Here is a 25890-nt window from a genome sequence, read left to right as displayed (position 1 = left end):
TTTTAATTTTAGCCCTGTTTTACATGTTCCAGCCCAAGCTCCCTCATTGAAATTTCCCTCATTTCCACCTTTCTTATTTTTCCGGAAATGGTCATTGGGAATTCATCTACAAATTTCCAGTATTTCGGAACTTTATAGTGGGCTATCCTTCCTTTGCAGTATTCCTGAAGTTCTTCTGCCGTGATGGTAAATCCTTTTCTCACCTTTATCCAGGCCATTACTTCTTCCCCGAATTTCTCACTCGGAACACCAATGATCTGAACATCCAGGATGTTGGTATACGTATATAAAAAGTCTTCAATTTCTTTAGGCGAAATATTTTCTCCGCCACGGATGATGAGATCTTTTATCCTTCCTGAAATAGTAATGTAACCGTCTTTGTCCATTACGGCCATATCTCCGGTATGCATCCAGCGGGCATCATCCAGTACTTTCTTTGTATTTTCAGGATCATTCCAGTATTTCAGCATGACAGAATATCCTCTGGTGCAAAGTTCACCATGCTCTCCACGTTTTAAGGTCCTTCCGTTTTCATCAATGATTTTGATCTCAAGGTGATCCTGAACAGTTCCTACAGTGCTGACCTGTTTTTCCAGCGGTGTTCCTATTAAAGTCTGAGTAGATACTGGTGAAGTTTCCGTCATCCCATAGCAGATGCTCATTTCTTTAATATTCATAAGGCTTTCCACTTTTTTCATAATCTCCGGAGGGCATACGGAACCAGCCATAACACCTGTCCTTAAACTTGAAAAATCATAGCTGTCAAAATCTTTTACTGCCAGTTCCGCAATAAACATGGTGGGCACGCCATACAAAGAAGTGCATTTTTCGTCTGAAACAGCTTTTAAAGTAATCTCCGGATCAAAGCTGTCATTCGGAATTACCATACAGGCCCCGTGAGCTGTGCAGCACATATTTCCGATAACCATCCCAAAACAGTGGTAGAAGGGCACTGGAATGCAGACGCGGTCTTTCTCAGTATATTTTAATCTGATCCCAATAAAATAACCGTTATTGAGAATATTATGATGAGAAAGTGTAACCCCTTTCGGGAAACCGGTTGTTCCGGAAGTATATTGGATATTAACAGGATCGTCAAACTGTACATGTTCTTCAAAACTGTGAAGTACTTCGTCTGAAATCTCCTGGCCGTTATTCACAAAATATTCCCAGTTTTCATCAAAGAATATTTCGTGCTCCAGGGTTGGACAAACTTCTTTTGCATATTCAACCATTTCTTTATAATTGCTGGTTTTAAAGCTTAAAGAAGAAAAAATAAAACGAACTTCGGACTGATTGAGTACATAGGTCAGTTCATGAGTCCTGTAAGCCGGATTGATATTCACTAAAATAGTGCCTATCCTGGCAGTGGCATACTGTAAAAGTACCCACTCATAACGGTTGGAAGACCAGATCCCAATTCTGTCACCTGCTTTTGCTCCTAAAAACAATAAGGCTTTTGCAACAGCTGTGGTCTGATTGTAAAATTCCTGATAAGTCGCTCTGTAATTCTGATGAACGCAGACAAGTGCTTCCTGGTGAGGGTATTTTTCGACAGTACTTTTAAGATTGGCTCCGATGGTCTGTCCTAATAATGAAACGTCAGAAGTTCCATACACATAAGATAAGGGCATAGTTTAAGATTTGGTGGAATAAAATTAATGATTATATCCCGAACTATGCCTATGTATATTAATTTTCCTGAGAATCTATCTCTTTAAGCTGCTTCAGATTTTTATCAAGCTTTTTAATAATAGTGCCATATACCAGTCTGTAATAAACCCAGATCATAGAGATCGCCAGTAATGTGCTGACGGTAATTCCAACAATAATGATGGTGAGACTGGAGCTGGTAGGCTGTATATTCTGGGAATCTAATATATATAATATAAAAGCGATCAGCACAAAAGTGAATAGCAGCAGCAGTACAATGCTGATCAGAATAAAGGCATTCACCGTTCTCTTGAACTTGATGATTCGTGTGATAAGACCTTTCAGATTTTCCTCGATCTTTATTTTCCGGTAATTCTGATAGAATTTCAAGACGAAATAAGCTGTAATCAGCAAGCTTAAGATTTTTATAGCCAGATAGGCATGGCCGAAGTTGCTTTCTACTTCAGGAGCTTCCTGCGCACCCAATCTTGTCAGCATTTTACGAAAACTTTCCGACTCTTCTTCCTGAAAAAAGTAGAACAACCCAAATACAGAAAAGAACAGGAATTCAATAACGCTGATCCAGAAAATATACTTCACATAATTGCGTGATTTTCTATTCAACATCTGAAGAATCTCCTTGTTGTCATATTTAGGCTGGACAGGTTGTTCCTGCCATGTTTTCTTAAAGCTATCTAAATCAAATTCAGGCATATTTTTCCATCTGTTCTTTAAGGGTTTTCTTTAATCTGTTCATTTTTACACGTGCATTAACTTCAGTAATTCCGAGGTTTTCTGCAATGTCCTTGTAAGGCAGATCGTCAAGATACATCATGACAATGGCTCTTTCTACATTAGGAAGAGTCTTGATTACCGTATACAAAAGTGATACCTGCTGTTGTTTTTCGTCATCATCTTCCACAAAATCTCTGTGGTTGATATCAAGCTCATTGGTAGGAAGGCTTTTGCTTTTTTTTCTAAAGAGGGTAATGGCTGTATTGAGCGCTACACGGTACATCCATGTGGAAATTTTGGAGTTTCCTTTGAAAGAATCATAACTTCTCCAGAGCTGTAACACGATTTCCTGAAAAAGATCCTCTTCATCTTCCAGAGAATTGGTATACAAACGCGATACTTTAATAATCAGTCCCTGATTATCTTTGATAAGCTGCGCAAATTCTTTTTCTCTGGAATCCATAGATATATAATGGCACGAAGATAATAATAAACTGGTAATTAGGGGAAAATTATCATGTAAAATAGTAAAAAGGTAAAAAAATGCAAGAATAATATTGATACATCCATATCGTTTACTCAGCACTAAGACCATTTAGCCATTTTACAGTTTTGCCTTTTTACCACAAAATTTGTGTACCTTTGTCTCCGCGAGAAAATCGGCTTGTTGATTTCCTGTTTACAGGAGGTAGGAAAGTCCGGACACCATAGAGCAGCAAAGCGGATAACATCCGTCACCCGTGAGGGTAGGACAAGTGCAACAGAAAGCAGGTACAGTTCGGCTGTAGTGAAACCAGGTAAACTCTTTGCGGTGCAATGATAAGTATATCGGTTCTTTTCAGCAATGAAAATAGGGGCGGCTCGTCCTGAAAGCCGAGGGGTAATCAGCTCAAGTATTGCAGCAATGTAATACGTAGATAAATAACAGGCACTTCTTCGGAAGTACAGAATCCGGCTTATAGATTTTCTCGTGGTTTTTTTTTAAGCTGGAAGTCAGAGGCTGGAAGAGGGAAGTTTTTACATCTCCATCTTCAAACCTCCACATTCCAACTTTATTTATTCACTTTCCAGTTGTCTTTTGGATTCCTGTAATTCCTGTCTGTCCTTATCGGAAAGAGTAGGATATTTGAGATTCATTTTCTCCAAAGTATCAATAATAATCTGAATAGCTGCTACTCTTGCAAACCACTTACTATCCGCAGGAAGTACATACCAAGGTGCATGATCTTTTGAGGTTTCATTGATAGCGGTTTCATAAGCTTCCATATACTGATCAAACAACGCTCTTTCAGGAAGATCTCCGGCTGAGAATTTCCAGTTTTTTTCCTGTTCATCAATTCGGTCTAAAAGTCTTTGTTTCTGTTCATCCTTAGAAACATGTAAAAAAATCTTGACAACGGTTGTTCCATTCTGTGAAAGGTGCTTTTCAAAATTGCGGATGCTCTCATACCTGTTTTCCCAGAATTTGCTGTCAAAATCTTTTACGGAAGACCATGTCTTTTCACTCAGATTATATTCAGGATGTACTTTACAAACCAGAACACTTTCATAATGAGAACGGTTGAAAATCCCGATCATTCCTTTCTGTGGCAGTGCCAGATAATGCCTCCATAAAAAATCGTGAGAATATTCTTTGGAGCTTGGTGTTTTAAAACTGGTTACATTACATCCCTGAGGATTCACTCCGCCGAAAACATGCTCAATCATACTGTCTTTCCCTGCTGCATCCATTGCCTGTAATACCACCAGCAAAGACTGGCTTCCGTCAGCATATAATTTTTCCTGCAGCTCACGAAGTTTTTCCTTCTCCTGAATCAGCATTTGCTCTCCTTCTTCTTTAGTGAGCTTTCCATTATAAGATGTTGATGCTTTTTTTATAGAAAATTTTCCACTTACCTTAAAGTTATCTGAGAAGTCGGTGTCCATATTTTTTTATTTAAAGATAAAAGTAAAAAGATAAAGTAAAAAGATAAAAGTAAAGATGTTATTAAAATTCAATTGGGGTGGGCTTTAGCCCAGCCATTTTAAAAAAAACCAAGGAGCTAAAACCTAAATCATATATATGATCAGCGTCCATACATTTACTGCCACCTATTACCTATCATCTTCCACCTAATCAAACATAAATGTAATAAAAAAACCGCCTCAATAGAGACGGTTCTTTTATTTTTTTTGAGTAGAGCTTACTTTGCAGCAGTCTTTTTTGCAAGTTTTGCAGCTTTTTTCTCAGCTTTGGCAGCCTCTTTCTGCTCAGCAGGAGTCAGTACTTTTGGTTCAGGAGCGTTTGCGTCTACGTTACCTTTGATGTAGATTACACTTCTGTTGTTTGCAGGGTCATTAGAGAAAACCTCAATCATTTTGTTGAAAGGGCCGGGGATCGCTGTATTGTATCCAACCTTGATCTTCGCAGACTTTCCAGGCATGATAGGATCCTGGCTGAATTCAGGAGTTGTACATCCACAAGAAGGTTTTACATTTGAAAGAATCAAAGGCTTATCCCCTGAATTCGTTACTGTAAAGAATCTTGTACCATCAGCATTAGGCTTGATAGTACCATAATCGAAAGTCGTTTTATCAAATGTAATGGTTTGTGCAGATGCCAGAGCAAATGTCCCGAATAGTGCAATTCCTGCAATTAATTTTTTCATATTCTTGAATGTTAATACGTTTGTTAGATAAATTTTGTGAAACAAAGTTAAAAATTATTTTAATTCATGCTTAAAAATTTTTTTCTTTAGACTATTTTTGCAAATTGCAAGCCAAAGAAATAGAATTTATGCAGATTTCAGAAAAGTACAATCCACAGGAAACAGAACAGAAATGGTACAATTACTGGCTGGAAAACAAATATTTCCACTCAGAACCTAACGACAAACCACCCTATACCGTGGTCATTCCTCCGCCAAACGTGACGGGGATACTACACATGGGGCATATGTTGAACAATACCCTTCAAGATGTTCTGGTCCGCCGTGCAAGAATGCGCGGGTTCAATGCTTGTTGGATTCCGGGAACAGACCATGCTTCAATTGCTACTGAAGCTAAAGTTGTTGCTAAATTGAAGTCTGAAGGAATCAATAAGTCAGATATTACCCGTGAAGAATTTTTGACCCATGCATGGGACTGGACCAATAAATATGGTGGAACTATTCTTGAACAGCTGAAAAAGCTGGGATGTTCATGTGACTGGGACAGAACCCGGTTCACTATGGAAGATAAACTTTCGCAGCAGGTTATCAAAAGTTTCGTAGACCTATATAATAAAGGACTCATCTACAGAGGCTATAGAATGGTGAACTGGGATCCGGAAGCGAAAACGAATATCTCTGACGAAGAAGTAATCTTTAAAGAGCAAAACGGGAAATTATATTTCCTTAAATATAAGATTGAAGGTTCAGAAGAGTTCCTTTCAGTAGCGACTACACGTCCTGAAACTATTTTTGGGGATACAGCAGTATGTATCAATCCGAATGATGAAAGATATGCACACCTGAAAGGTAAAAATGTAATCGTACCTATCGTTGACAGAGTAATCCCGATTATTGAGGATGAATATGTTGATATTGAGTTCGGAACAGGAGCTTTGAAAATTACTCCTGCACATGATATCAATGACTATGAGATAGGGCAGAAACATCAATTAAAAATGATTGATGCGCTGGATGATGACGGAAATCTTAATGAGCATGGTTTACATTACGCAGGGAAAAACAGATTTGATGTAAGAAAGCAGATTGCAAAAGAACTTGAAGAAAAAAATCTTTTGCTGAAAGCTGAAGACTACGTAAATAAAGTAGGAACTTCCGAGAGAACTGGAGCCGTTATTGAGCCTAAAGTTTCTGTACAGTGGTTCCTTAAAATGTCAGAAATTGCCAAGCCCGCTTTGGATGTAGTAATGGATGATGAGGTTAAGTTCTATCCTGAAAAATTCAAAAACACATACAAGCACTGGATGGAAAACATCCGTGACTGGAATATTTCCCGTCAGTTGTGGTGGGGACAGCAGATTCCTGCCTATTACTATGGAGAAGGAGAAAATGATTTCGTAGTGGCAGAAACTAAAGATGAAGCTTTAGAACTGGCCAAACAAAAAACAGGAAATTCGGATCTGACTGCAGAAAACCTTAGACAAGACGACGATGCATTAGACACATGGTTCTCATCATGGCTGTGGCCAATGTCTGTCTTTGACGGATTACTTGATCGTGAAAATAAAGATATCAACTATTATTATCCTACTTCCGATCTGGTAACAGGCCCGGATATTATTTTCTTCTGGGTTGCCAGAATGATTATGGCCGGATTGGAATACAGAAAAGAAGTTCCGTTCAAAAATGTTTATTTTACAGGAATTGTAAGGGATAAGCAGAGAAGAAAGATGTCAAAATCTTTAGGAAACTCTCCGGACCCTCTTGAATTAATGGATAAATATGGAGCAGATGGAGTACGTGTAGGAATTCTATTGAGTTCTGCCGCGGGTAATGACCTTCTTTTTGATGAAGATTTAATGCTTCAGGGAAGAAATTTCATGACGAAGATCTGGAATGCATTCCGTCTGATCAATATGTGGAATCATGAAGATAAGCCAGCTATTGAAACCGATAATCAGGCTATTGAGTGGTTTGAAAACAAGCTTAATAAAACAATTGCTGAAATTAATGATCAATTCGAGAAATTCAGAATTTCTGATGCATTGCATTTGATCTATAAATTAATTTGGGATGATTTTTGCGGTTGGTATCTTGAAGCGATTAAGCCTAACTACGGAGAAGGGATTTCAAAAGAAGTTTATAACAAAACAATCTATTTCTTTGAAGAGCTGATGAAGTTACTTCATCCGTTCATGCCTTTCCTGACAGAAGAATTATGGCAGATGATCTCAGAAAGAAGTATTGATGAGGCTTTAGTAATCGCTCAGCAGAAAGAAGCAGGAGAGTTTGACGAGGCAATTATTAAAAACTTTGAAACGGCAGCAGAGCTGATTTCAGGGGTTAGAAATTACCGTCAGACCAAAGGAATTTCACCAAGAGAAGCTGCTGAAATTTATACCAATGCATCTGAATTTGCCAATGAAGCTGTAGTAAGAAAACTGGCTAATGTTTCTGATATCCATTTCGGACAGAAAACTGATAAGCCGAGTTTTACATTCCTGGTAGGAGCAACTGAAGTTTCTATTCCTTTAAGTGAAAACTTAGATTTAGGAGAGGAAAAAGCTAAAACTGAGGAAGAACTGAAATATTTGAAGGGATTCCTGGTTTCAGTAGAGAAGAAGCTTTCCAATGAAAAATTTGTTGCGAATGCAAAACCGGAAATCGTAGAAGTAGAGCGTCAAAAGCAAAAAGATGCTCAGGATAAGATTGCGATCCTTGAAGAAAAACTGAAAAGTTTATAAAGTATAGACAATAAATTTTGTCAAAATCTCAGGCTGGGTACAGATGAAAATTGTATCCAGCCTGATGGTTTAAAAGAATAAATACAATGACACATATAGAAAACATACAAAAACTATTCTCGAAAGACTTTGTAGAAAGTCCGTTACTTGAAAGTTTTGAAGTAGGAAAGATTTATCTTTCAAGCGGGAAACTGGTTGCCTGTGATCCCTTGATCACCAATGATATGCTTCCTTTCACTACAGAATTTCCAAAAGGAGATTTTTCGGTAATGCTTCATAAAGAAAGAGAAAGTAACTGTGTGGCCTATGCCGAGATTATATTCAGTGATTCTGAAATTAAAGAATGGAAACTGGCAACCACAGCAGGACAGAAAATAAAAGATCTTGAAGAAGGAGAAGTGTTTGGATATCCTGTGGAAAGCGGGATGGGATGCCTGATGGATGTTGATACCCAAAACAGTCTTAACGAACTGGAACAGAGATTGTATCAGAATAAAGGAGGAGATTTTATGGGAATCTATGAAGAGTTTTTCCATGATTATTTCTTTGATGAAAACGGTGCCATAGATCAATATGCCTTTCTCAAGCCGGCAAAGGACCATCCCGGAACTATATTTGCTTTTGAAACCGGATATGGAGAAGGATTTTATGCCAGCTATATCGCTTATGATAAAGATCAACAACCCGTAAAAATAATTACTGAATTTATTGAGATAAGTTAATTTTAAATTAGTTATTTTTGAGACACAATTTTGTCAGTTATAAATTTTAAAGCTAATACAAAACACAATGAATTTCTCATCAGAACAACCTCGTATTATTGTTGTGGGCAGCTCATCGATAGATTTGGTTCTTGAAACCGAAAAACTCCCTTTGCCTAACGAAACCGTCTTAGCTGTCAAATCAGATAGTTATTTTGGAGGTAAAGGTGCTAATCAATCAGTAGGTACAGCCAGGTTGGGAGCAAGTGTATACTTTATCGGATGCGTTGGGATGGATCCTCTTGGACAGCAGATCATGAGGAATCTGGTAAGCGAAAATGTAAATGTAGGATTTGTTCATGAAACAGATAAAGAAGCTACGGGAACTGCCTATGTGACGACTTCTCACGGAAATGCGGCAATTGTTGTAGTACCTGCAGCCAATAAATATCTCAGCAAATCGCATATAGACGAAGCAGAGAAATATTTCAACACCACCGATCTTGTGCTTGTACAGCTTGAAGTCTCTATGGATGTTGTAGAGCATACCGTTAAAAAAGCTAAAAAATATGGGAAAAAGGTAGGATTATATGCCTCACCTGCCATGAGAGTCAGTGAAGAAATTTTAGAAATGGTTGACTTTATTGTGGCTAAAAGTAATGAGTTGTACGTTATTTTTGGGGAAGAAAAAAGAGAAGAAGTTCTTAAAAAATATTTCAATAAGGTATTTGTAAGGGATGACACCAATTCAACCATTTACTTTGATGGTACAGAAATGAAATATTACAGAAACGATAAAGACGAAAAAGTATATAAAATGGGAATGGGGGATGCATTTACATCAGGATTTGCCATTGCATTATGCCATGGGAATTCTATTGAAGATTGTGTGAAATTCGGGAATGAAGTTTCATCAAGGGTTTCCGGAGGTAAAGGCTCTCAGACAGGATTGCCAAGAATCTCAGATTTCTTTTCCTAAAGCTATTTACGACATATCAAAAGTCTGAAACTTAACATAAAAATATAAGTAAAATGTCCACTTTTATAGTGGATTTTTTCTTTTTATACTATGGAAAAACTAATATTAACCACAGAAGACCATGTCACACTAACTGCCCATTTGTTTAAACCGGAAAGAGACCATGGAAAATTATTACTGATCAATTCAGCGACAGGAGTAAAGCAGCAGGTCTATTTTTCTTTTGCCAGCTACTTTTGTGAACAGGGATTTACAGTCATTACCTATGACTATAGGGGAATTGGACTTTCCAAACCGAAAAATATGAGAGGATTCCATGGCTCAATGAGACTTTGGGGGTCAAAAGATTATAAAACGGTAACTCAATATATCAAATCAGAATTTAAAGACTATAAAAAGTACTGTTTAGGGCACTCCGTAGGTGCATTGATTCTGGGAATGAATGAGGATTCCAACATCTTTGAAGAATTTGTTTTTGTAGGAACTCAAAATGCCTTTGTAGGAAACCTTAAAGGGAGAACAAAAGTTGAAGCGTATTTAGGCTTTGGAATTGCGCAGCCTTTAACTACTTCACTGTTAGGATATTTTCCGGCGCATTGGTTTGGATTGGGAGAAAGTCTTCCAAAAAATTGTGCATATGACTGGAGAACCTTAATTTTAAACAAGAAATCAACCAACAAGCTGTTGGAAAAAATTGATGATTTTTCTAAAAATTTAACCCAGAAAGTATTTGTAATCCGGGCTGAAGATGATGTATGGTTAACGGAAAAAGGGGTATTAAGTTTATTAAATAATACCTATTCAAATCTTAAACCTACGTACAGACTGGTGGCTGCTTCAGAATCTGATAAAAAAGAAATCGGACATATTAATTTTTTTAGAAGTTACAACAGCAAACTCTGGGATATTATTTTAAATGAACTGACAGATAAATGAAAAGTACGATTGATAACACTGTAGCATTTGTAAAAGAAAAATTAGAAGGGGCAGAAGCCGGGCACGACTGGTTCCATATTGAAAGGGTCTGGAAACTGGCTGCTCAGATAGCAGAAACAGAAGATTGTAACAAAGAGGTTGTAGAGTTGTCTGCCCTTCTTCATGATATTGCTGATCCTAAATTTCATAACGGAGATGAAACTATTGCTCCGAAAATATCGAGAGCATTTCTCGAAGGGCAAAATGTACCTGAAGAAACCATTCAGAAGGTTTTATTTGTGATCGAAAATATTTCGTTCAAAAACAGAGATCAGGCGCCGGTAAACCCGCCCATTGAACTTCAGATTGTGCAGGATGCAGACCGTATTGATGCCATAGGCGCTATTGGAATTGCCAGGACGTTCAATTTTGGAGGTTTTAAAAATAATCTGATGTATCATCCGGATATGAAACCCAAACTGGGAATGTCAAAAGAAGAGTATAAAAAATCTAACGGGACCACTATTAATCATTTCTATGAAAAGTTACTGCTTCTGAAAGATATGATGAATACTGAAAAAGGAAAAAAAATGGCCGAAGAAAGACATAATTATATGCTGAATTTCCTCGACCAGTTTTATAAAGAATGGAATGTAGATTAGAAAATGTTATATCCCAGAATTAAGGAAAAAGATTTAAGATCTGCATGAGGAAGATCCTTATACAGAATGTTGGTACGGTTATTAAATCTTACTTCTATACTGAATTTATTATTGTAAGTAAATCCAGCGCCAAGTGAAGAACCTCTGAAACTTTGATTAGAAGCTAGGGCTATATTATCAAATACTTTTCCATCATAATCTACATCTATAGAAGATGGGGAACTTGTTTTTATGTTGAATATGTTGATGGCAGCATTAACATATATTTTTGATTTATCATTCAAAAACATAGAATACCTTATCCCTACCGGAATATTAATAGAAGAATAACTATCCATGGTAATATTATAGAGATTGTCCTCTGTTCGGATAGTTGTTTTTTTATTAGTATATTGTGAGTACGTTGGCTCAAGAATGATAGACCACTTATTTTTGTTGAACGGTAAAACCAATTCAGCTTCTAGCCCTACTCTGAAATTTGATTTTGAAGAAAAACCAGGGTTGTTGTAAGAATCTTCTAATTTTAACGGTGCATAAAAATTAATTCCCGGTCTGATAGCAAGATTGAATTTTGTCTGCTTTTTATTTTCTGTAAAATTTTGATCATTGATTTGATTAGTTGTTGAACTATCAGAATTTTTACTATTATAAGCCTTAAATATTTTTGTTAAACTAGACGCTGTATATTGTGTTCTGTTTGCTAATGTCTGGACATCACTGTTATCAGAAAAAATAGTTTTTAACTGATCAAGATATTGATCATTGGTAGCAACCTGAGAACTATTTCCATTAAAAAAATATTTTTTATAAATTAATGGATGGATGATCGCATCTGATTCAGAATAGAAATATCTTGTGATATGGCCTTTATAAATATATAGTTTTTTATTTCCGGTAACGAGTTCTTTCAGGAATACTGAACTCTTTACAAGCTTTGGCTCTTTGGTATGAGAAAAACTGGAAATATCATCTGATGAGTAGTCAATGTCACCATTATAAGTAACATATTTAACATCATTATATATCCCGAATTCCTTAATTGTAGTGGTTGTACCTTTATCTTCAGCAGAGTTTTCATCTGTTTTAAAAACAAAGCTGTCGGGATTGCTTACCCACCCTTTATTTTTGATCAGAACCTCTTTTTTTGTATTATTTTGGTCTATAATATACCCTTTTTCAAACTTCACTTGTGCATAAAATGAAGCTATGCTAAAGAAAATAAGGCCAGAAAGTGTTTTTTTCATGGTTATCTAAAGTTAAAATATGGGCGCAAATATAGATAAAATAGAGAGAAGAAGTATCTTTGTAAAATATGACACTCATTATTTTCATAATATTTTTAGCTTCTGTTCTTTCCTTAGTTCTCTTTAAGGTTAAATCAGGGAGCGTGGCCAGATGGGCAAAGCTGTTTCGTATTGTAACGGTAGTTTTTTCAATTTCTGTTTTTACGTATTGGTTTATCAAGAAAAGTGCTGTGGCATTTGTGGATAATTCTGTGGGGCTCCAGGTGATTAATAAGCTTCCGCAGGCATTAGACTTTTATTTAATCAAAGTAAATAAAACAGATCAGAACACTACTCTTGAACCTAAACATATCGGAAAAATACGCCCGGAGTACTACAGAATAGAGTACCTCAAAATGGATAAGTCTGACGAATATTGGATTGTGGGCTATCTTGGAAAGAAAAATCTTGTGTACTTTTCTCAACATTCTGTACCCAATAAAAATATCGACCAGATTGTAGAAGTGCAGAACTACATCAATCAAAGTATGAAGCTTTCTGATGCTGCCAAAAAACAGGTGGATGCTTATAATTATGAGAATACAAAGCTTGGTATCTGGATTACATTAGACTTCCTGCTCCTGTTTCTCAATCTCGTATTGCTTCTTAGAAAAAATAAATAAAAAAGGTAATGAGTTTCAAATACTCATTACCTTTTTTGTTTTTATTAAGGATAATCCAGAATCTGCATAATCCGCTCTTTAAACTCTTCAGGACAGGCTTTAATTAATCTATCCTTATTTTGTTTACTGATTTCTTTGGGTTCAAGCCATTCAATCTTGTTGAAATTAAGACTGTGATTATCGTATACTCTTTTTATCGTATGATTTTCATAAAAAATATAATCATCACCAAGCCAGTTGGTAGCAATACTGATTGTACAAATTTCCTTTTCCATGATTTATGTTTTAAAGTATAATGTTGAGTGAAATACATTATACTCTAATATATGAATTTTTTCGTTATGAAAGGAATAAGCTGCGGTCTATCTCCACATTGACTTTATATCATACTAAAAGAGGGTTCCGGTGCTTTCTGCTGCCATTTGCGGAATATGAATATCCGTTTTCCATTCCTCATTCACTTTTTTGATAAAATAAGCAGATAATAGAGGAGATGCTTTTTCAATATTCTGGTGTACAAAGAAGTAAAGATTCTGAAGACCTTCTTTCTTCCATTTGGTAAGGTGCTTCAGCCAGTCATCCAGTCTTTCGTAGTCACTTTCTGCATTGGCTCCCACATAACGGATAAATGCGTTGGGTGTGGTAAGACGCATGTGAAGCATATCTCTTCTTCCTGCAGTATCTACAATGATATTGGTAATATTGTGAGCTTCAAAGAGTTCACATGTTGTATTAAGTATTTCTTCATCGGTAAACCATTCCGTATTTCGGAGTTCTATGGCTAACGGAACTTCTTTTGGCCATTCCTTTACAAACTTTTCCAGTCTGTCATAATCCTTAGGCTTAAAATTATCATGAAGCTGAAGGAAAGCCATTCCCAGTTTTTCATCAAAATTGATAACAGCGGAAGCAAAGTGAGTCACAGGATCGGTAACATCAATCAGTCTTCTGAAATGGGAAACGGTATTCGTGATCTTAGGAAAGAATTTAAAATTTTCCGGCGTTTTTTCTTTCCAGGTCTTTACCTGATCCGGAGTGGGCATTCCATAGAAAGTAGCATTCAATTCGATAGAATTAAACTGAGTAGCATAATAGGTGAGTTCATCCTTGGTTCCTTTAGGATAGAATCCTTTGAGATCTGTTTTATTCCATTTTGCACACCCGATAGAAATATTTTCCAGGCCTTTTTTATTAAGGGCCAGTATTTCTTTCGTTCTGGGATGATCTTTAGGTAATGTGAAATCTATTTTTGATGGGTCTTCTACTTGTCCGAATTTCATATCTGTAGTTTTGGTATTAAACAATAAACACAAATATAAACCAAAAATCCCAGAGCATTTCATGATTTTATTGGAAAGTAATCAGGCAGAATCAGCATTAAAAACGACAAAAGCACACCTTTCGGTATGCTTTTGTAAATATAGCGTGTTTATTACTTGGTCCTATGCCTCGCAGCTTGAACATGATACGAAGTTAACCATCATTTCTTTTGAAACAGACGAACTTCTTTGGTAGTAAAGTGTTTTCACTCCTTTTTTCCAAGCTTCAATATAAAGGTAGTTGACATCTTTTACAGGCATTGTAGAAGGAATCTGAAGATTCAGAGACTGTGCTTGGTCAATATATTGCTGTCTTTGTGCTGCCTGGGAGATAATCTCCATTGGAGAGATTTCTTTAAACGTTTTGAATACTGCTTTTTCTTCAGGAGTAAGCTCGTTCAGGTGCTGTACAGATCCGTGGTTCAGCATGATTGTTCTCCATGTTTCTTCGTTATCCAACCCTTTTTCTTTCAACAATTGTGCAAGATATTTGTTCTTACGCATAAAGTTTCCTTTCGCAAGACCTGCTTTATAATAGTTGGAAGAGAAAGGCTCGATTCCCGGAGAAGTCTGTCCTAAGATGGCAGAACTTGAAGTGGTAGGAGCAATAGCCATTGTTGTGGTATTTCTTAATCCGTAACCTTTCAATACTTCAGGTTCTCCATAGATGTTGGCAAGTTCTCTTGAAGCCTGCTCAGCCTGCTCTTTGATATGTCTGAATGCTCTGGCGTTGAACTGAGTCGCTTCAAAACTTTCAAACGGAATCATGTTTTTCTGTAAATAAGAGTGGTATCCTAAAACTCCTAATCCAAGAGCTCTGTGACGCATCGCGAAGTTTCTTGCTCCCTGTAGGTAATAGTTTCCTTCAGTTTTGTCAATAAATTCTGATAATACAGCGTCAAGGAAGTATACTGCCAGTTTTACAGCGTCTGTATCTTTCCATTCATCATACAATTCCAGGTTCATGGAAGACAGACAGCAGATGAAAGATTCTTCCATAGTAGACGGAAGCATGATTTCAGAACAAAGGTTACTTGCATTCACCGTCATTCCCAGGTCTTTATAAACCTGAGGCTTATTTCTGTTCACATTGTCTGTAAAGAAAATATACGGAAGTCCTTTTTGCTGGCGGCTTTCCAATACTCTTGCCCAAACTTTACGTTTTTCCATATCACCATCGATCATATCCTGCATCCAGTAATCCGGTACACATACTCCGGTAAACAGGTTCTGAATCGGGCTGCCGATATCTTTAATGGATAAAAATTCTTCAATATCTCCGTGGTCAATATCCAGGTAAGCTGCGAAAGCGCCTCTTCTTACTCCTCCCTGAGAAACAACATCCATAGCCGTATCGAAAAGCTTCATGAATGAAACGGCTCCTGAAGATTTTCCGTTATCCGTTACAGCGGTTCCTCTGTTTCTCAATTCTCCAAAATATCCTGAAGTTCCACCTCCGATTTTAGTCTGCATGATAACTTCACCCATTTTGTGGGTAATTCCTTCAATGCTGTCCGGAATATGAACGTTAAAACATGAGATAGGAAGACCTCTTTCCGTTCCCATATTAGCCCATACAGGAGAAGAGAAGCTGATCCATCCCTTCGTGATCATCTCTTTGAAAGCCGGCTGAAGTTCAGGTTTGTATAACCTTTTTGCAGCGGCAGTGGTAATTCTGTCGATAGCTCCGTCTACCGTTTCACCTTTCAACAGATATCCTCTGTTCAGCATTTGCTCAGACTCTTCATTGAGCCACCATATATTTGAATTTTGCTCTTCCATAGATGTTATATTTTCGAATTCCGGAATGAGAGAATCACTCCGGAATTTTGTTTTTTTATATTATTGATTGTAAAATTTCTACTTTGTGGGAACCGTTCAGCCCGCTTTCATCTCTTAATCTCTGAAATTCTTTAAAAGACGGAACATTCAAAACCTCATGCTGAACTTCTTCATTGATGTAGTTTGAATAATGTACAAAAGTAACACCATCTTCCTTTACAAAAACCTTATATTCAAAAGTGGAAGGATCTAAGTTTTTGAAGTCTTCCAGAAATTTTTGGATATTGGTTTTATTGTTTGGAACAAATTCCGGGTTTACCGTATAGGTTACTATTACATTAATCATTTCTTTTGTATTTGTGCTTTACTGATGAACAACGATTTCACTTATTAATCAGAAAAGGGTAGTCCTGATACTGACCGCTTTGACGCTCGCTTCGCTCGCGCCCCAATATTAGAACAAGTCGTTTGCTGTAATACTTTTATCGTGTTTCGTATAGTCAACAGGTCTTTTAGCAAAGAAATCATCTAGTGAATTGGCGAAAACTTCTTCCTCGAACCATACCATTGGTCTGTATTGTTCAGGAGTAATGTTGTATTTTGTTTTCATGTTGATTTTCTTCAAGCTGTCATCCACACGGTATTTCATGAAGTTTAACAGATCTTCTTTAGAAACGTTGTCGATTTCTCCCAGTTCAAAGATCCAGCTAAGGATATCTCCTTCTCTTGCGATAGACTCATCTACCAAAGTGTAAATGTCTTCGATATCGCTGTCTGTTAACAAGTCAGGCTGTTCCTCACGGATTTTGTTGATCAGGTAGATTCCTGCGTTAGCGTGAATCTGCTCATCTACGGAAGTCCATGCAATGATATTGGAAACGTTTTTCATAAACCCTTTGAATCTTGTGAAAGAAAGGATGATGGCAAACTGCGAGAAAAGAGAAACATTTTCTACTAAAATACTGAATAACAATAAAGCAGAAACATACTCTTTAGGTGTTGCAGAATTAGCATGTTTTAAAGCATTTCCAAGAAACTCTATTCTCCCTTTTACAGCAGGAATTTCGATAACATTAAGGAACTCGTCATTATATCCTAATACCTCTAATAAACGGGAATATGCTTCAGAATGACGAAACTCGCATTCTGCAAAAGTAGATCCTAATCCATTGAACTCCGGTTTTGGTAGGTGGTTGTATAAATTTCCCCAGAATGTCTTTACAGACACCTCGATCTGTGCAATGGCTAACAGCGCATTTTTCACAGCATGCTTCTCATGTGGTTCCAACTGCGAATGAAAATCCTGAACATCTGCAGTAAAGTCCACTTCCGAATGCACCCAGAACGATTTGTTGATGGCTTCTACAAATTGAAGAACCTCCGGGTATTCAAATGGCTTATAACTTACTCTTTTATCAAAAATTCCCATATTAAATATCTTTATAATTAAATAATTTAGATCCTTGTGGATAACGTTCCGGAAATACTTAACTTTTTGTTTATCTGGAAGTTGTGAATTAAAGTTATTCACTTCCCAAATTCATATTTCTTGTAAAGAACTAATAGCAAAGTTCGAAAAAAAGAACTGATTTTGAAAGAGGTAAATACTAATAGGCTGACTTTTAGCCTGAAAAGTTTTCCACATTTACATGAAACTGGCTCGGATAATAGGCTGGACAGCAATCTTGAGGATAAATAGATACAAATAGGGAGTTACAGTTAAACAATATTTTGTAAAGTGTTATTAATAAAGGATTCATGTCTTAAACAAAAAAATATTTGAATAAATTTTTATTCTTGTAACAATTTGAAAATATCATCTACTTATTGGGTATAAAACATACATCACTTAATGTTAGTAATTCAGGATTTAAATAAGTCATACGATACAGGCAAAAGCAAGCTTCATGTTCTCAAAGGAATTAATCTGAATATTTCTGAAGGGGAGTTTGTTTCCATTATGGGAAGTTCCGGTTCCGGAAAATCTACGCTTCTTAATATTATTGGAATTCTGGATGAAAAAGATTCCGGAACCTATGAGTTGGATGGAGTTCCTATCGAACATTTATCTGAAGTAAAAGCTGCGGAATACAGAAGCAGATTCCTGGGATTTATTTTCCAGTCTTTTAACCTTATCAATTATAAAACAGCTTTGGAAAATGTTGCCCTGCCTTTGTACTATCAGAATGTACCAAGAAAAGAGCGAAATCAGAAAGCTATGGAATATCTGGAGAAAGTAGGATTGGCACAGTGGGCCAACCACCTTCCAAGTGAACTTTCCGGAGGGCAGAAGCAGAGAGTAGCCATTGCAAGAGCATTGATTACAGATCCTAAAGTAGTACTGGCAGATGAGCCTACGGGAGCATTAGACTCCAAAACCACTCATGATATTATGAAACTGCTTCAGGATATCAATAATGAAGGAAAAACAATCATTGTGGTAACCCACGAACCTGATGTAGCTGCACAGACCAAAAGAAATGTAGTACTGAAAGATGGGATTATTGAAAGTGATGAGTTTATTAAGCAGATTGTGCTTTAGGATTTTGATAATTTGAAAATGAGATAATTTGAAAATTTACTGATTCAGTTTTTAATCTTTAAATTTTTCAATCTTTATAATACCGATAAAAATGTTTGACCTAGATCGTTGGCAGGAAATATTCAGTTCTATCCGGAGTAATGTACTTCGGACGGTGCTTTCAGGGTTTACAGTAGCTTTGGGACTGTTTATTTTCATCGTACTTTTTGGAATTGGAACAGGTCTTCAGAATGCTTTTTCTGAAGGATTCTCAGGTGATGCCAAAAACCTGATCACCATTACTACCGGAAAAACGACATTGGCCTATAAGGGACTGCAGTCAGACCGAACCGTTACACTGAATAATGGTGACTATGATTTTCTTATTAACGCTGAGAAAAAAAATGTAGGAGCTTCCAGCCCGAGATACAATGCCAGTTTAATGGTGAAATATGGTAAAGAAAGCGGAATCTATCAGATCCATGGAGCAGAACCCGGAGAGCAGGTGATTGAGAACCGCAAAATGATCGATGGCAGATATATTTCCCCAAGAGATCTGGAAGGAAAGCAAAATGTGGCCGTTATTGGAAGAATGGTACAGCGGGATTTGATCAAGAACGGAAGTCCTGTAGGAAAAGAACTGGACATCAATGGAACGATGTTTAAAGTGGTGGGCGTATTTTCAGATGATGGTGGAGACTGGGATGAAAGACATATCACGGTGCCGATTACCACTTTGCAGCAGATGAAAAAAGGTTCCGATACGGTGAATATTGCCTATATCTCATACAGTGATAAACTGACTCCTCAGGAAGCTATTAAATACGGAGATGAACTTAAAGATAAGCTGAAATCAAGGAAAAATGTTTCTCCTGATGATGAAAACGGTGTCCGTGTCTGGAATAATGCTAAAAATATGAACGACACATTCATGTTTATGGCGGTACTTACAGCAATTGTAGGGTTTATCGGATTAGGAACACTGCTTGCCGGAATCATTGGGATCAGTAACATTATGGTGTATATCGTAAAAGAAAGAACCAAAGAAATCGGAGTACGAAAAGCTATTGGCGCAAAACCAAGCGGAATTGTAGGGCTTATTGTTCAGGAAAGTGTTGTGATTACAGTGGTGTCCGGACTTGTTGGAGTGGGAATAGGTGTTTTGACTTTAAACCTTATCGGGAACAGCCTTGAAGAGTTTTTTATTAAAAACCCAAGTGTAGGCTGGGGATCCATCATTATGGCATTCATTGCACTGATTTTCTCTGGACTGATCGCAGGATTTGTACCCGCATACAGAGCTTCCAGAATCAAACCTATTGAAGCACTGAGGACGGAATAATATAAACAAAAGGCAAATTGCTAAGGTAAAATGCAGATTGATGGAATTGATAACTAATTTATAACTCATAATTCAACAAGGTGAATATCATATTTAAAAAAGATACTTGGCAGGAAATTTATTATTCATTGAGGAATAATAAACTCCGGACATTTCTTACCATGATCGGTGTAGGATGGGGAATGTTTTTGTATGTAAGCCTTCTTGGAGCCGCAAAAGGAATGGAGAATGGTTTTGATAAATTATTTTCAGGTTTTGCCACCAATTCAATCTTCCTGTGGGCACAAAAAACATCAATTCCCTATGAAGGATTTCCTAAAGGAAGAGAAGTTCATCTGAACTTAAACGATATGGAAATGCTGAAAAGAAAAGTAACAGCCATAGATTATATCTCGCCGCAAAATGCGAGAGGAAGCTTTACAGGAACTCCCGGAGAAGCAATGTCTAGAAACGGTAAGAACGGAACCTATTCGCTTACCGGAGATTACTCTGTGGGAAATAAAATTTCAGAAAAGAAACTGATCTTCGGACGTTATATCAATGATGCCGATGTTTCCGGGAATAAAAATGTAGTTGTTATTGGAGAAGAGATTTACAAAAACTTCTTTGATTCCAAGAAAAAAGAGAATCCAATAGGAAAATCAATCAATATTAAAGGGCTGTTCTTCAATGTTATCGGCGTTTTCCGGGTAAAAAAAGGAGGAGGATTTGAAAATGACCAAACAGCTTTCATTCCACTTTCCACTTATACGAAAATGTATAATGCAGGAGATCAGATAGACATGTTTGCCATTGTCAGTAAGCCGAATGCCAATGTCAATTCCGTAGAAGAAGATGTAAAACAGGTTTTAAAAAGCAAAAATAAAGTGTCTCCTGAAGATACCAATGCTTTCGGAAGTTTCAACCTTGGAAAAGAATTTAAAAAGCTCACAGGTTTCCTTACGGGAATGCAGCTGTTAACAATCATTGTAGGTACACTGACTATCCTTGCGGGAGTCATCGCGATTTCAAATATCCTTTTGATTACAGTAAAAGAAAGAACCAAAGAAATCGGGATCAGAAGAGCGTTAGGGGCAAAACCTGCGGAAGTAAGAAATCAGATTCTTCTGGAAAGTGTTGTCATTACACTCTCTTCGGGATTAATAGGTTTCATGTTTGGAATCTTTGTATTAATGATTCTCAATGCGGTTACCCAGGGTCAGGATTCATTTCCTTTCTATAATCCGACAGTGAACTACGGAAACGTATTTGCTGCAATGGCTGTTATGGTGATTCTGGGATTAATAATCGGGATGATTCCGGCACAGAGAGCCGTAAAGATCAGGCCTATTGAAGCATTAAGAACAGAGTAATTAATTTGAAAATAAACAATTTTAAGATTTAAATAAGAGAATATAGAGAATCAGTCTTTTTAAATCTTTCAATCTATTGAATAAAAAATAAACTATACATATGAAAAAGAAATTCACCTGGAAAAAAGCCATTTATATAGTATTAGGGCTTTTATTTGCAGTGGCATTGTTCTCAGGGCTTGGCTATCTTATCAAATCAAACTCTAAAGAAGGAGAAGCTTTCCTTACCCGTAAGCCTACCGTTCAGAATATGGATGATAAAGTAATGGCAACAGGAAAAATCGTTCCCAAAGAAGAAATTGAAATCAAACCGAACATTGCAGGGATTATAGATAAAATTTTAGTAAAAGAAGGAGATAAGGTAGAAGTAGGGCAGTTAATTGCTACCGTAAAAATTGTTCCAAGCATCTCCGAAGTAAACGCCGCTCAGCAGGAAGTTCAGAATGCACAGATCCAGATCAGTAATGCCCAGATGAATGTAGGAAACATGCAGAAGCAGTTTGATATGCAGGATAAGCTATACAAGCAGGGAGTCGCTTCTAAACAGGAGTATCTGAACGCTCAGCAGCAGTTGTATTCTCAGCAGCAGACTTTGAAAAATGCCCAGCAGCAGTTGAATACCGCTCAAAAAAGATTGCAGATCGCTAAAACAGGGGCAACTCCTGAACTTAAAGGACAAGGTTTGGCCACTACAGAAATCCGTTCCAAAGCATCAGGTACTGTACTTGAAGTCCCTGTAAAAGCAGGAAGCCAGGTGATTGAAGCCAATAACTTTAATGCCGGAACTACCATCTGCTCAGTGGCAGATCTGAATGTTCTGATCTTTAAAGGTGAAATTGATGAAGCCCAGGCCGGAAAGCTAAGTGAAGGTATGGATATGAACATCGTGATCGGTGCTCTTCAGAATAAAACATTCCCTGGAAAACTAACCATGATTGCTCCAAAAGGGAAGGATAATGCAGGAACTATTAAATTTCCGGTAGAAGGTAATGTAACTAATCCTAATAATGAGTATATTAGAGCAGGTTTTTCTGCCAACGGTGAAATTGTTTTAAGTTCTCAGAAAAATGCATTATTATTGGATGAGTCTTTAATTCAGTATGAAAAGAAACAAGGAAAAGATGTTCCTTTCGTGGAAGTGAAACAAAAAGACGGGAAATTCAAAAAAGTATATGTAAAACTGGGAGCAAGTGATGGGATCAATGTTCAGATTCTTCCGGGATCCAATATTACAAAAGACACCGAAATTAAAGTGTGGAATCCATCTGATAAAGATAAAGAAGAGCTTAAAGAAAAAGCGAATAAAAAATAATAAACTACACTATACACTTTTAAACTGTGAATCCCTGAGGAATTTTTTTTCTCGGGGATTCTTTTTTACGTCAAAATCTTTTGCAGGTGTAAATTCTTATATTTGAATATATAAATCCATGAAAAAATGTGTCGCTACGCCCAGAAAACTTATAAATCACATTATGTCTGTTTCAAATGCCGGAAATCATTTAAACAGCCGGATGCTTATGATATTATAAAAAGGATCGAAAAAGAAAAAGTATACCATGAACCAGGGAAGTCAGTCCGTAATGTAGGATATGCTTTTACAAAGGCAGGAACACAAGAGCTGGAAAAAATTGTTTCAGAGATTGAAAACCGGACTGTAAAATGTCCTGAATGCAGCAGTATGATGGCTGATATGGGGAAAGATTTTAAAGCCCCTAAAAAAACAGCTCTCAAAGAATGGAAGATTATAGAAAGCCTTTTTAAAACAGGGAAATGCTTTCACTCATGTGGCTGTGATGGAATAGGGTATATTCCTGAAAATCCTAAAGACTATGAAACGTATCTGAATAATATATTAAAAACATATCAGGAATATTTAGCTGCCTGCCAGAAGACTCCTATAGATAAATGTCCTGAGAAGAATGACGAAATAAAGTATTGGTCTGACAATATTCAGAAGATAAAAATTGAAATTATTGATAACAGATTTGAAATAATATTGTAACGGAAAAGAAGTTGAAACTGTCTTATCTTTAAAATTCCAAACTATATCCCATGAAAAAAGACTATTGGATTCTGTTTCTTTTTATCGTTGCAAAGTTTGCCCTTCAATACTCTCTTATAAGCCCCGAGTATGAGCTTCACCGGGATGAGTACCTGCATCTTGATCAGGCGAATCATCCTGCATGGGGATATCTTTCAGTTCCGCCTGCCAATTCCTGGATAGCCTGGATCATTAAAATGTTGGGGAATTCCATATTTTGGGTTAAATTTTTTCCAGCCCTGTTCGGAGCATTGACGATTATCCTTACATGGAAAGTTGTGGAAGAACTCAAGGGAAGCCTGTTTGCTAAAATACTGGCTTCTACAGGAATACTATTTTCAGTACTTCTTCGGGTCAATATGCTGTTCCAGCCGACATCTCTGGAGATCTTTCTCTGGCTTTTCCTTTACTACAGCCTGATCAGATATTTCAATTCCCAAAAAGTAAAGTGGCTTTACACAGGAGCCGTCATTGTCGGAATCGGATTATTAAATAAGTACAATATTGCCTTTTCATTATTAGGGCTTATTCCTGCCTTATTATTGACGGAGCAAAGGAAGATTTTTATGCAGCCTAATGTATATTGGGCAGCTCTTTTAGCTTTAATTATTATTTTTCCAAATCTCCTCTGGCAGTATCAGAATCAGTTCCCGGTTGTTCATCATATGAAAGAACTTTCTGAACGGCAGCTTGTACATGTAGATAGAATGGATTTTATGAAATCCCAGATTTTATTTTTTGCCGGAGTTATTTTTGTGATTATTGCAGGCTGGGGAGCATTGCTGTTATACAAACCTTTTGAAAAATACAGGTTTTTCTTTTGGAGCTATATCATCACGATCACTCTGTTTTTGTTTTTTAAAGCAAAAGATTACTATGCGATAGGACTTTATCCTGTTTATATTGCTTTTGGTGCTGTTTTTCTCGGAAATGTATTTGAAAAAGGCTGGAAAAGATTTTTGAAACCGGTTAGCATACTTATTCCAATACTTTTATTCCTGCCTTTGTATAATGTGGCTTTTCCAAATAAAAGTCCTGAATGTATCGTATCCCACCAAAGCCAGTATAAAAAATTAGGACTGCTTCGCTGGGAAGATGGAAAAGATCATCTGCTGCCACAGGATTTTGCTGATATGCAGGGTTGGAAAGAGCTGGCTCAAAAGGTAGATAAAGAGTATTCCAGATTGTCAAAAACCGGAAATACCATGGTACTGTGTGATAATTACGGACAGACCGGAGCTATTAATTATTACTCAAAAGCGGGAGTCGTGGCGGTGTCATTTAATGCAGATTATATCAATTGGATAGATGTAAGCAAAAAATATAAAAATGTGATCAGGGTTAAAGAGGCATCTGAAGCAGGAAAAGAACTTAAAGAATCCGGTTCTTTTTTCGAAGTTGCAACATTAAAAGATTCCATCACCAATCCTTACGCGAGAGAAAGAGGAACTGCAATTTTCAGTTTGCAGGGTGCAAAAGTAGATATCAATAAGAGAATTCAGGATGAAATTATCGAAGTTAAAAATGAGTGGAAATAATTTTTAATAGTTGTAAATGATGATTTGCAGATAGGATAAAGCTAATAGATAAATATTATTGCAACTTTATTGCGTTAATTGATTTTAGGTTAACTTTGTATTATCAATTATCAATTATCAATTATCAACTAAACTATGGAAAACAAAAACTTTGATGTCATCATAACAGGAGGAAGCTACTCAGGATTATCTGCAGCAATGGCTTTGGGAAGATCATTAAGAAATGTCCTGATTATTGATAACGGAAAACCTTGCAACAGACAAACTCCGCATTCTCATAACTTTGTCACTCACGATGGGAAAACACCATCAGAAATTGCACAGCTTGCCACAAAAGATGTAGAAAAATACAATACAGTGCATTTTTATAACGGAACTGTAGCGAAAACACAAAAAACGATTGGAGGTTTTGAGGTTGAAATTTCCTCGGGTGAAAAATTTAAGGCTAAAAAACTGATCCTGGCTTCAGGAGTAAAAGATAAAATGCCGGATATTCCCGGGTTCGCAGAATGCTGGGGAATTTCTGTGATCCACTGCCCATATTGTCATGGTTATGAAGTGAAAAACGAGGTTACAGGAATTCTTTCCAACGGAGATATGGCTTATGAATTTTCGAAACTGATTTTTAATCTGACTAAAAATCTCACGCTGTTTACAAATGGAAAAGCAGCTTTTACCGAAGAACAGCTTGAAAAACTGAAGCAGAATAAAATCATTATTAACGAAGATGAAATTGCAGGTATAGAACATACGAACGGCTTCATTCAAAAAATTGTTTTCAAAAATGGAAAGGAAATTCCTTTACAGGCTTTGTATGCGAAAATTCCTTTTGAACAAAATATCAATGTTGATAATCTGGGTTGTGAAATAACAGAACAGAGATTTATTAAGGTAGATATGATGCAGAAAACAACCGTTCCCGGAGTTTTTGCCTGTGGAGATAATGTAACCATGATGCGCTCCGTAGCCAATGCCGTTGCACAGGGTAATTTTGCGGGAGCCGTAGTGAATAAGGAACTGTCAGATGAAGAATTTTAGAGGCTTTTTAG

At 36.8% G+C, this 25890-nt stretch carries 24 protein-coding genes and 1 other RNA gene; 14 read left to right on the top strand and 11 right to left on the bottom strand.

Translation table 11 applies throughout. The annotated features are described in order from the left end of the window. Window positions 1–8: 8 nt before the first annotated feature. Genes LIV57_RS15775 through LIV57_RS15765 form a run of 3 tightly spaced genes read right to left on the bottom strand, consistent with a single transcriptional unit; the run spans window position 9 to window position 2851 of the window. Entirely contained in the window at window positions 9–1634 is a 1626-nt protein-coding gene (locus LIV57_RS15775) for an AMP-binding protein (RefSeq protein ID WP_227943392.1), read from the bottom strand. Between the two features lie 58 nt (window positions 1635–1692). Further along, complete coding sequence (locus LIV57_RS15770) at window positions 1693–2367, bottom strand: beta-carotene 15,15'-monooxygenase (protein ID WP_202841062.1); 675 nt, start codon at window positions 2365–2367, stop codon at window positions 1693–1695. Continuing rightward, on the bottom strand, window positions 2360–2851 hold the full coding sequence (locus tag LIV57_RS15765) for an RNA polymerase sigma factor (protein ID WP_002976998.1): 492 nt from the start codon (window positions 2849–2851) through the stop codon (window positions 2360–2362). The genes LIV57_RS15770 and LIV57_RS15765 overlap by 8 nt, the downstream gene beginning before the upstream one ends. 188 nt (window positions 2852–3039) lie before the next feature. Between LIV57_RS15765 and rnpB the strand changes: the two genes are divergently transcribed. Then, window positions 3040–3363, top strand: an RNA gene (gene rnpB, locus LIV57_RS15760) — RNase P RNA component class A. An 81-nt stretch (window positions 3364–3444) separates the two neighbouring features. Here the strand turns inward: rnpB and LIV57_RS15755 are convergent. Both LIV57_RS15755 and LIV57_RS15750 read right to left on the bottom strand, forming a co-directional pair. Continuing rightward, window positions 3445–4314: a polyphosphate kinase 2 family protein gene (locus LIV57_RS15755; RefSeq protein WP_227943391.1), complete on the bottom strand. Its 870-nt coding sequence runs from the start codon at window positions 4312–4314 to the stop codon at window positions 3445–3447. A 257-nt stretch (window positions 4315–4571) separates the two neighbouring features. Continuing rightward, window positions 4572–5036: a DUF1573 domain-containing protein gene (locus tag LIV57_RS15750; RefSeq protein WP_110010053.1), complete on the bottom strand. Its 465-nt coding sequence runs from the start codon at window positions 5034–5036 to the stop codon at window positions 4572–4574. A gap of 128 nt (window positions 5037–5164) precedes the next feature. On the opposite strand from LIV57_RS15750, the gene LIV57_RS15745 reads away from it, so the two are divergent. From LIV57_RS15745 to LIV57_RS15725, 5 genes are all read left to right on the top strand, one after another. Then, window positions 5165–7780: a valine--tRNA ligase gene (locus LIV57_RS15745; protein ID WP_227943390.1), complete on the top strand. Its 2616-nt coding sequence runs from the start codon at window positions 5165–5167 to the stop codon at window positions 7778–7780. A gap of 86 nt (window positions 7781–7866) precedes the next feature. Then, window positions 7867–8502, top strand: coding sequence for a DUF4241 domain-containing protein (locus LIV57_RS15740; protein ID WP_202841056.1), 636 nt, complete (start codon window positions 7867–7869; stop codon window positions 8500–8502). Between the two features lie 67 nt (window positions 8503–8569). Continuing rightward, window positions 8570–9460 (top strand): PfkB family carbohydrate kinase, encoded by an 891-nt coding sequence (locus LIV57_RS15735; RefSeq protein ID WP_110010050.1) that lies wholly within the window; start codon window positions 8570–8572, stop codon window positions 9458–9460. A gap of 90 nt (window positions 9461–9550) precedes the next feature. Next, window positions 9551–10396, top strand: coding sequence for a serine aminopeptidase domain-containing protein (locus LIV57_RS15730; RefSeq protein WP_227943389.1), 846 nt, complete (start codon window positions 9551–9553; stop codon window positions 10394–10396). Continuing rightward, the gene (locus LIV57_RS15725; RefSeq protein ID WP_227943388.1) at window positions 10393–11037 is read left to right on the top strand and encodes an HD domain-containing protein; all 645 of its coding nucleotides are present in this window, start codon (window positions 10393–10395) and stop codon (window positions 11035–11037) included. Before LIV57_RS15730 ends, LIV57_RS15725 begins: the two co-directional genes overlap by 4 nt. Here LIV57_RS15725 and LIV57_RS15720 read toward each other — a convergent pair. Continuing rightward, on the bottom strand, window positions 11034–12281 hold the full coding sequence (locus tag LIV57_RS15720; RefSeq protein ID WP_227943387.1) for an outer membrane beta-barrel protein: 1248 nt from the start codon (window positions 12279–12281) through the stop codon (window positions 11034–11036). The two genes, LIV57_RS15725 and LIV57_RS15720, sit on opposite strands and share 4 nt — an antisense overlap. Window positions 12282–12349: 68 nt before the next feature. Here LIV57_RS15720 and LIV57_RS15715 point away from each other — a divergent pair, with 68 nt between their 5' ends. Next, the gene (locus LIV57_RS15715) at window positions 12350–12943 is read left to right on the top strand and encodes a hypothetical protein (protein WP_227943386.1); all 594 of its coding nucleotides are present in this window, start codon (window positions 12350–12352) and stop codon (window positions 12941–12943) included. Between the two features lie 44 nt (window positions 12944–12987). On the opposite strand, the gene LIV57_RS15710 is transcribed toward LIV57_RS15715, so the two are convergent. From LIV57_RS15710 to LIV57_RS15690, 5 genes are all read right to left on the bottom strand, one after another. Next, window positions 12988–13218, bottom strand: a complete 231-nt coding sequence (locus LIV57_RS15710; RefSeq protein ID WP_137905090.1) for a hypothetical protein — start codon at window positions 13216–13218, stop codon at window positions 12988–12990. A 114-nt stretch (window positions 13219–13332) separates the two neighbouring features. After that, window positions 13333–14223 carry a DUF72 domain-containing protein gene (locus LIV57_RS15705; protein ID WP_202841052.1) on the bottom strand — a complete coding sequence of 297 codons (891 nt, stop codon included), beginning with the start codon at window positions 14221–14223 and terminating at the stop codon, window positions 13333–13335. A 162-nt stretch (window positions 14224–14385) separates the two neighbouring features. Beyond that, complete coding sequence (locus LIV57_RS15700; RefSeq protein WP_062673967.1) at window positions 14386–16044, bottom strand: ribonucleoside-diphosphate reductase subunit alpha; 1659 nt, start codon at window positions 16042–16044, stop codon at window positions 14386–14388. Window positions 16045–16099: 55 nt separating this feature from the next. Then, window positions 16100–16390 carry a hypothetical protein gene (locus LIV57_RS15695; protein WP_110010043.1) on the bottom strand — a complete coding sequence of 97 codons (291 nt, stop codon included), beginning with the start codon at window positions 16388–16390 and terminating at the stop codon, window positions 16100–16102. 108 nt (window positions 16391–16498) lie between these two features. Next, window positions 16499–17473: a ribonucleotide-diphosphate reductase subunit beta gene (locus LIV57_RS15690; RefSeq protein WP_062674779.1), complete on the bottom strand. Its 975-nt coding sequence runs from the start codon at window positions 17471–17473 to the stop codon at window positions 16499–16501. A 423-nt stretch (window positions 17474–17896) separates the two neighbouring features. Here LIV57_RS15690 and LIV57_RS15685 point away from each other — a divergent pair, with 423 nt between their 5' ends. The 7 genes from LIV57_RS15685 (at window position 17897) to LIV57_RS15655 (ending at window position 25879) form a co-directional block, all read left to right on the top strand. Beyond that, the gene (locus LIV57_RS15685; RefSeq protein ID WP_034699055.1) at window positions 17897–18586 is read left to right on the top strand and encodes an ABC transporter ATP-binding protein; all 690 of its coding nucleotides are present in this window, start codon (window positions 17897–17899) and stop codon (window positions 18584–18586) included. Between the two features lie 91 nt (window positions 18587–18677). Continuing rightward, window positions 18678–19907 carry an ABC transporter permease gene (locus LIV57_RS15680; protein WP_202841049.1) on the top strand — a complete coding sequence of 410 codons (1230 nt, stop codon included), beginning with the start codon at window positions 18678–18680 and terminating at the stop codon, window positions 19905–19907. Window positions 19908–19987: 80 nt separating this feature from the next. After that, window positions 19988–21259 (top strand): ABC transporter permease, encoded by a 1272-nt coding sequence (locus LIV57_RS15675; RefSeq protein WP_110010041.1) that lies wholly within the window; start codon window positions 19988–19990, stop codon window positions 21257–21259. A 100-nt stretch (window positions 21260–21359) separates the two neighbouring features. Then, window positions 21360–22571 carry an efflux RND transporter periplasmic adaptor subunit gene (locus LIV57_RS15670; protein ID WP_171006293.1) on the top strand — a complete coding sequence of 404 codons (1212 nt, stop codon included), beginning with the start codon at window positions 21360–21362 and terminating at the stop codon, window positions 22569–22571. A gap of 126 nt (window positions 22572–22697) precedes the next feature. Continuing rightward, window positions 22698–23264, top strand: a complete 567-nt coding sequence (locus LIV57_RS15665; RefSeq protein ID WP_227943385.1) for a hypothetical protein — start codon at window positions 22698–22700, stop codon at window positions 23262–23264. Between the two features lie 50 nt (window positions 23265–23314). Continuing rightward, window positions 23315–24841, top strand: a complete 1527-nt coding sequence (locus LIV57_RS15660; RefSeq protein ID WP_227943384.1) for a glycosyltransferase family 39 protein — start codon at window positions 23315–23317, stop codon at window positions 24839–24841. Window positions 24842–24976: 135 nt separating this feature from the next. Then, window positions 24977–25879, top strand: coding sequence for an NAD(P)/FAD-dependent oxidoreductase (locus LIV57_RS15655; RefSeq protein ID WP_227943383.1), 903 nt, complete (start codon window positions 24977–24979; stop codon window positions 25877–25879). The last annotated feature ends 11 nt before the right edge of the window (window positions 25880–25890 follow it).

The sequence above is a fragment of the Chryseobacterium sp. X308 genome (assembly GCF_020733145.1).
GTDB classification, from domain to species: Bacteria; Bacteroidota; Bacteroidia; order Flavobacteriales; family Weeksellaceae; genus Chryseobacterium; species Chryseobacterium cupriresistens.
Note: the sequence above shows the minus strand (reverse complement) of the source record. Positions and strands in the feature narration are given on the sequence as shown.

What these genes read in the sequence shown, in the direction of transcription:
- LIV57_RS15715 (WP_227943386.1), top strand. Translation starts at nt 12,350, where the DNA reads ATGACACTCATTATTTTCATAATATTTTTAGCTTCTGTTCTTTCCTTA.
- LIV57_RS15665 (WP_227943385.1), top strand. Translation starts at nt 22,698, where the DNA reads ATGTGTCGCTACGCCCAGAAAACTTATAAATCACATTATGTCTGTTTC.
- LIV57_RS15755 (WP_227943391.1), bottom strand. Translation starts at nt 4,314, where the DNA reads ATGGACACCGACTTCTCAGATAACTTTAAGGTAAGTGGAAAATTTTCT.
- LIV57_RS15775 (WP_227943392.1), bottom strand. Translation starts at nt 1,634, where the DNA reads ATGCCCTTATCTTATGTGTATGGAACTTCTGACGTTTCATTATTAGGA.
- LIV57_RS15770 (WP_202841062.1), bottom strand. Translation starts at nt 2,367, where the DNA reads ATGCCTGAATTTGATTTAGATAGCTTTAAGAAAACATGGCAGGAACAA.
- LIV57_RS15730 (WP_227943389.1), top strand. Translation starts at nt 9,551, where the DNA reads ATGGAAAAACTAATATTAACCACAGAAGACCATGTCACACTAACTGCC.
- LIV57_RS15750 (WP_110010053.1), bottom strand. Translation starts at nt 5,036, where the DNA reads ATGAAAAAATTAATTGCAGGAATTGCACTATTCGGGACATTTGCTCTG.
- LIV57_RS15745 (WP_227943390.1), top strand. Translation starts at nt 5,165, where the DNA reads ATGCAGATTTCAGAAAAGTACAATCCACAGGAAACAGAACAGAAATGG.
- LIV57_RS15705 (WP_202841052.1), bottom strand. Translation starts at nt 14,223, where the DNA reads ATGAAATTCGGACAAGTAGAAGACCCATCAAAAATAGATTTCACATTA.
- LIV57_RS15735 (WP_110010050.1), top strand. Translation starts at nt 8,570, where the DNA reads ATGAATTTCTCATCAGAACAACCTCGTATTATTGTTGTGGGCAGCTCA.
- LIV57_RS15710 (WP_137905090.1), bottom strand. Translation starts at nt 13,218, where the DNA reads ATGGAAAAGGAAATTTGTACAATCAGTATTGCTACCAACTGGCTTGGT.
- LIV57_RS15660 (WP_227943384.1), top strand. Translation starts at nt 23,315, where the DNA reads ATGAAAAAAGACTATTGGATTCTGTTTCTTTTTATCGTTGCAAAGTTT.
- LIV57_RS15680 (WP_202841049.1), top strand. Translation starts at nt 18,678, where the DNA reads ATGTTTGACCTAGATCGTTGGCAGGAAATATTCAGTTCTATCCGGAGT.
- LIV57_RS15695 (WP_110010043.1), bottom strand. Translation starts at nt 16,390, where the DNA reads ATGATTAATGTAATAGTAACCTATACGGTAAACCCGGAATTTGTTCCA.
- LIV57_RS15655 (WP_227943383.1), top strand. Translation starts at nt 24,977, where the DNA reads ATGGAAAACAAAAACTTTGATGTCATCATAACAGGAGGAAGCTACTCA.
- LIV57_RS15690 (WP_062674779.1), bottom strand. Translation starts at nt 17,473, where the DNA reads ATGGGAATTTTTGATAAAAGAGTAAGTTATAAGCCATTTGAATACCCG.
- LIV57_RS15725 (WP_227943388.1), top strand. Translation starts at nt 10,393, where the DNA reads ATGAAAAGTACGATTGATAACACTGTAGCATTTGTAAAAGAAAAATTA.
- LIV57_RS15765 (WP_002976998.1), bottom strand. Translation starts at nt 2,851, where the DNA reads ATGGATTCCAGAGAAAAAGAATTTGCGCAGCTTATCAAAGATAATCAG.
- LIV57_RS15700 (WP_062673967.1), bottom strand. Translation starts at nt 16,044, where the DNA reads ATGGAAGAGCAAAATTCAAATATATGGTGGCTCAATGAAGAGTCTGAG.
- LIV57_RS15685 (WP_034699055.1), top strand. Translation starts at nt 17,897, where the DNA reads ATGTTAGTAATTCAGGATTTAAATAAGTCATACGATACAGGCAAAAGC.
- LIV57_RS15670 (WP_171006293.1), top strand. Translation starts at nt 21,360, where the DNA reads ATGAAAAAGAAATTCACCTGGAAAAAAGCCATTTATATAGTATTAGGG.
- LIV57_RS15740 (WP_202841056.1), top strand. Translation starts at nt 7,867, where the DNA reads ATGACACATATAGAAAACATACAAAAACTATTCTCGAAAGACTTTGTA.
- LIV57_RS15720 (WP_227943387.1), bottom strand. Translation starts at nt 12,281, where the DNA reads ATGAAAAAAACACTTTCTGGCCTTATTTTCTTTAGCATAGCTTCATTT.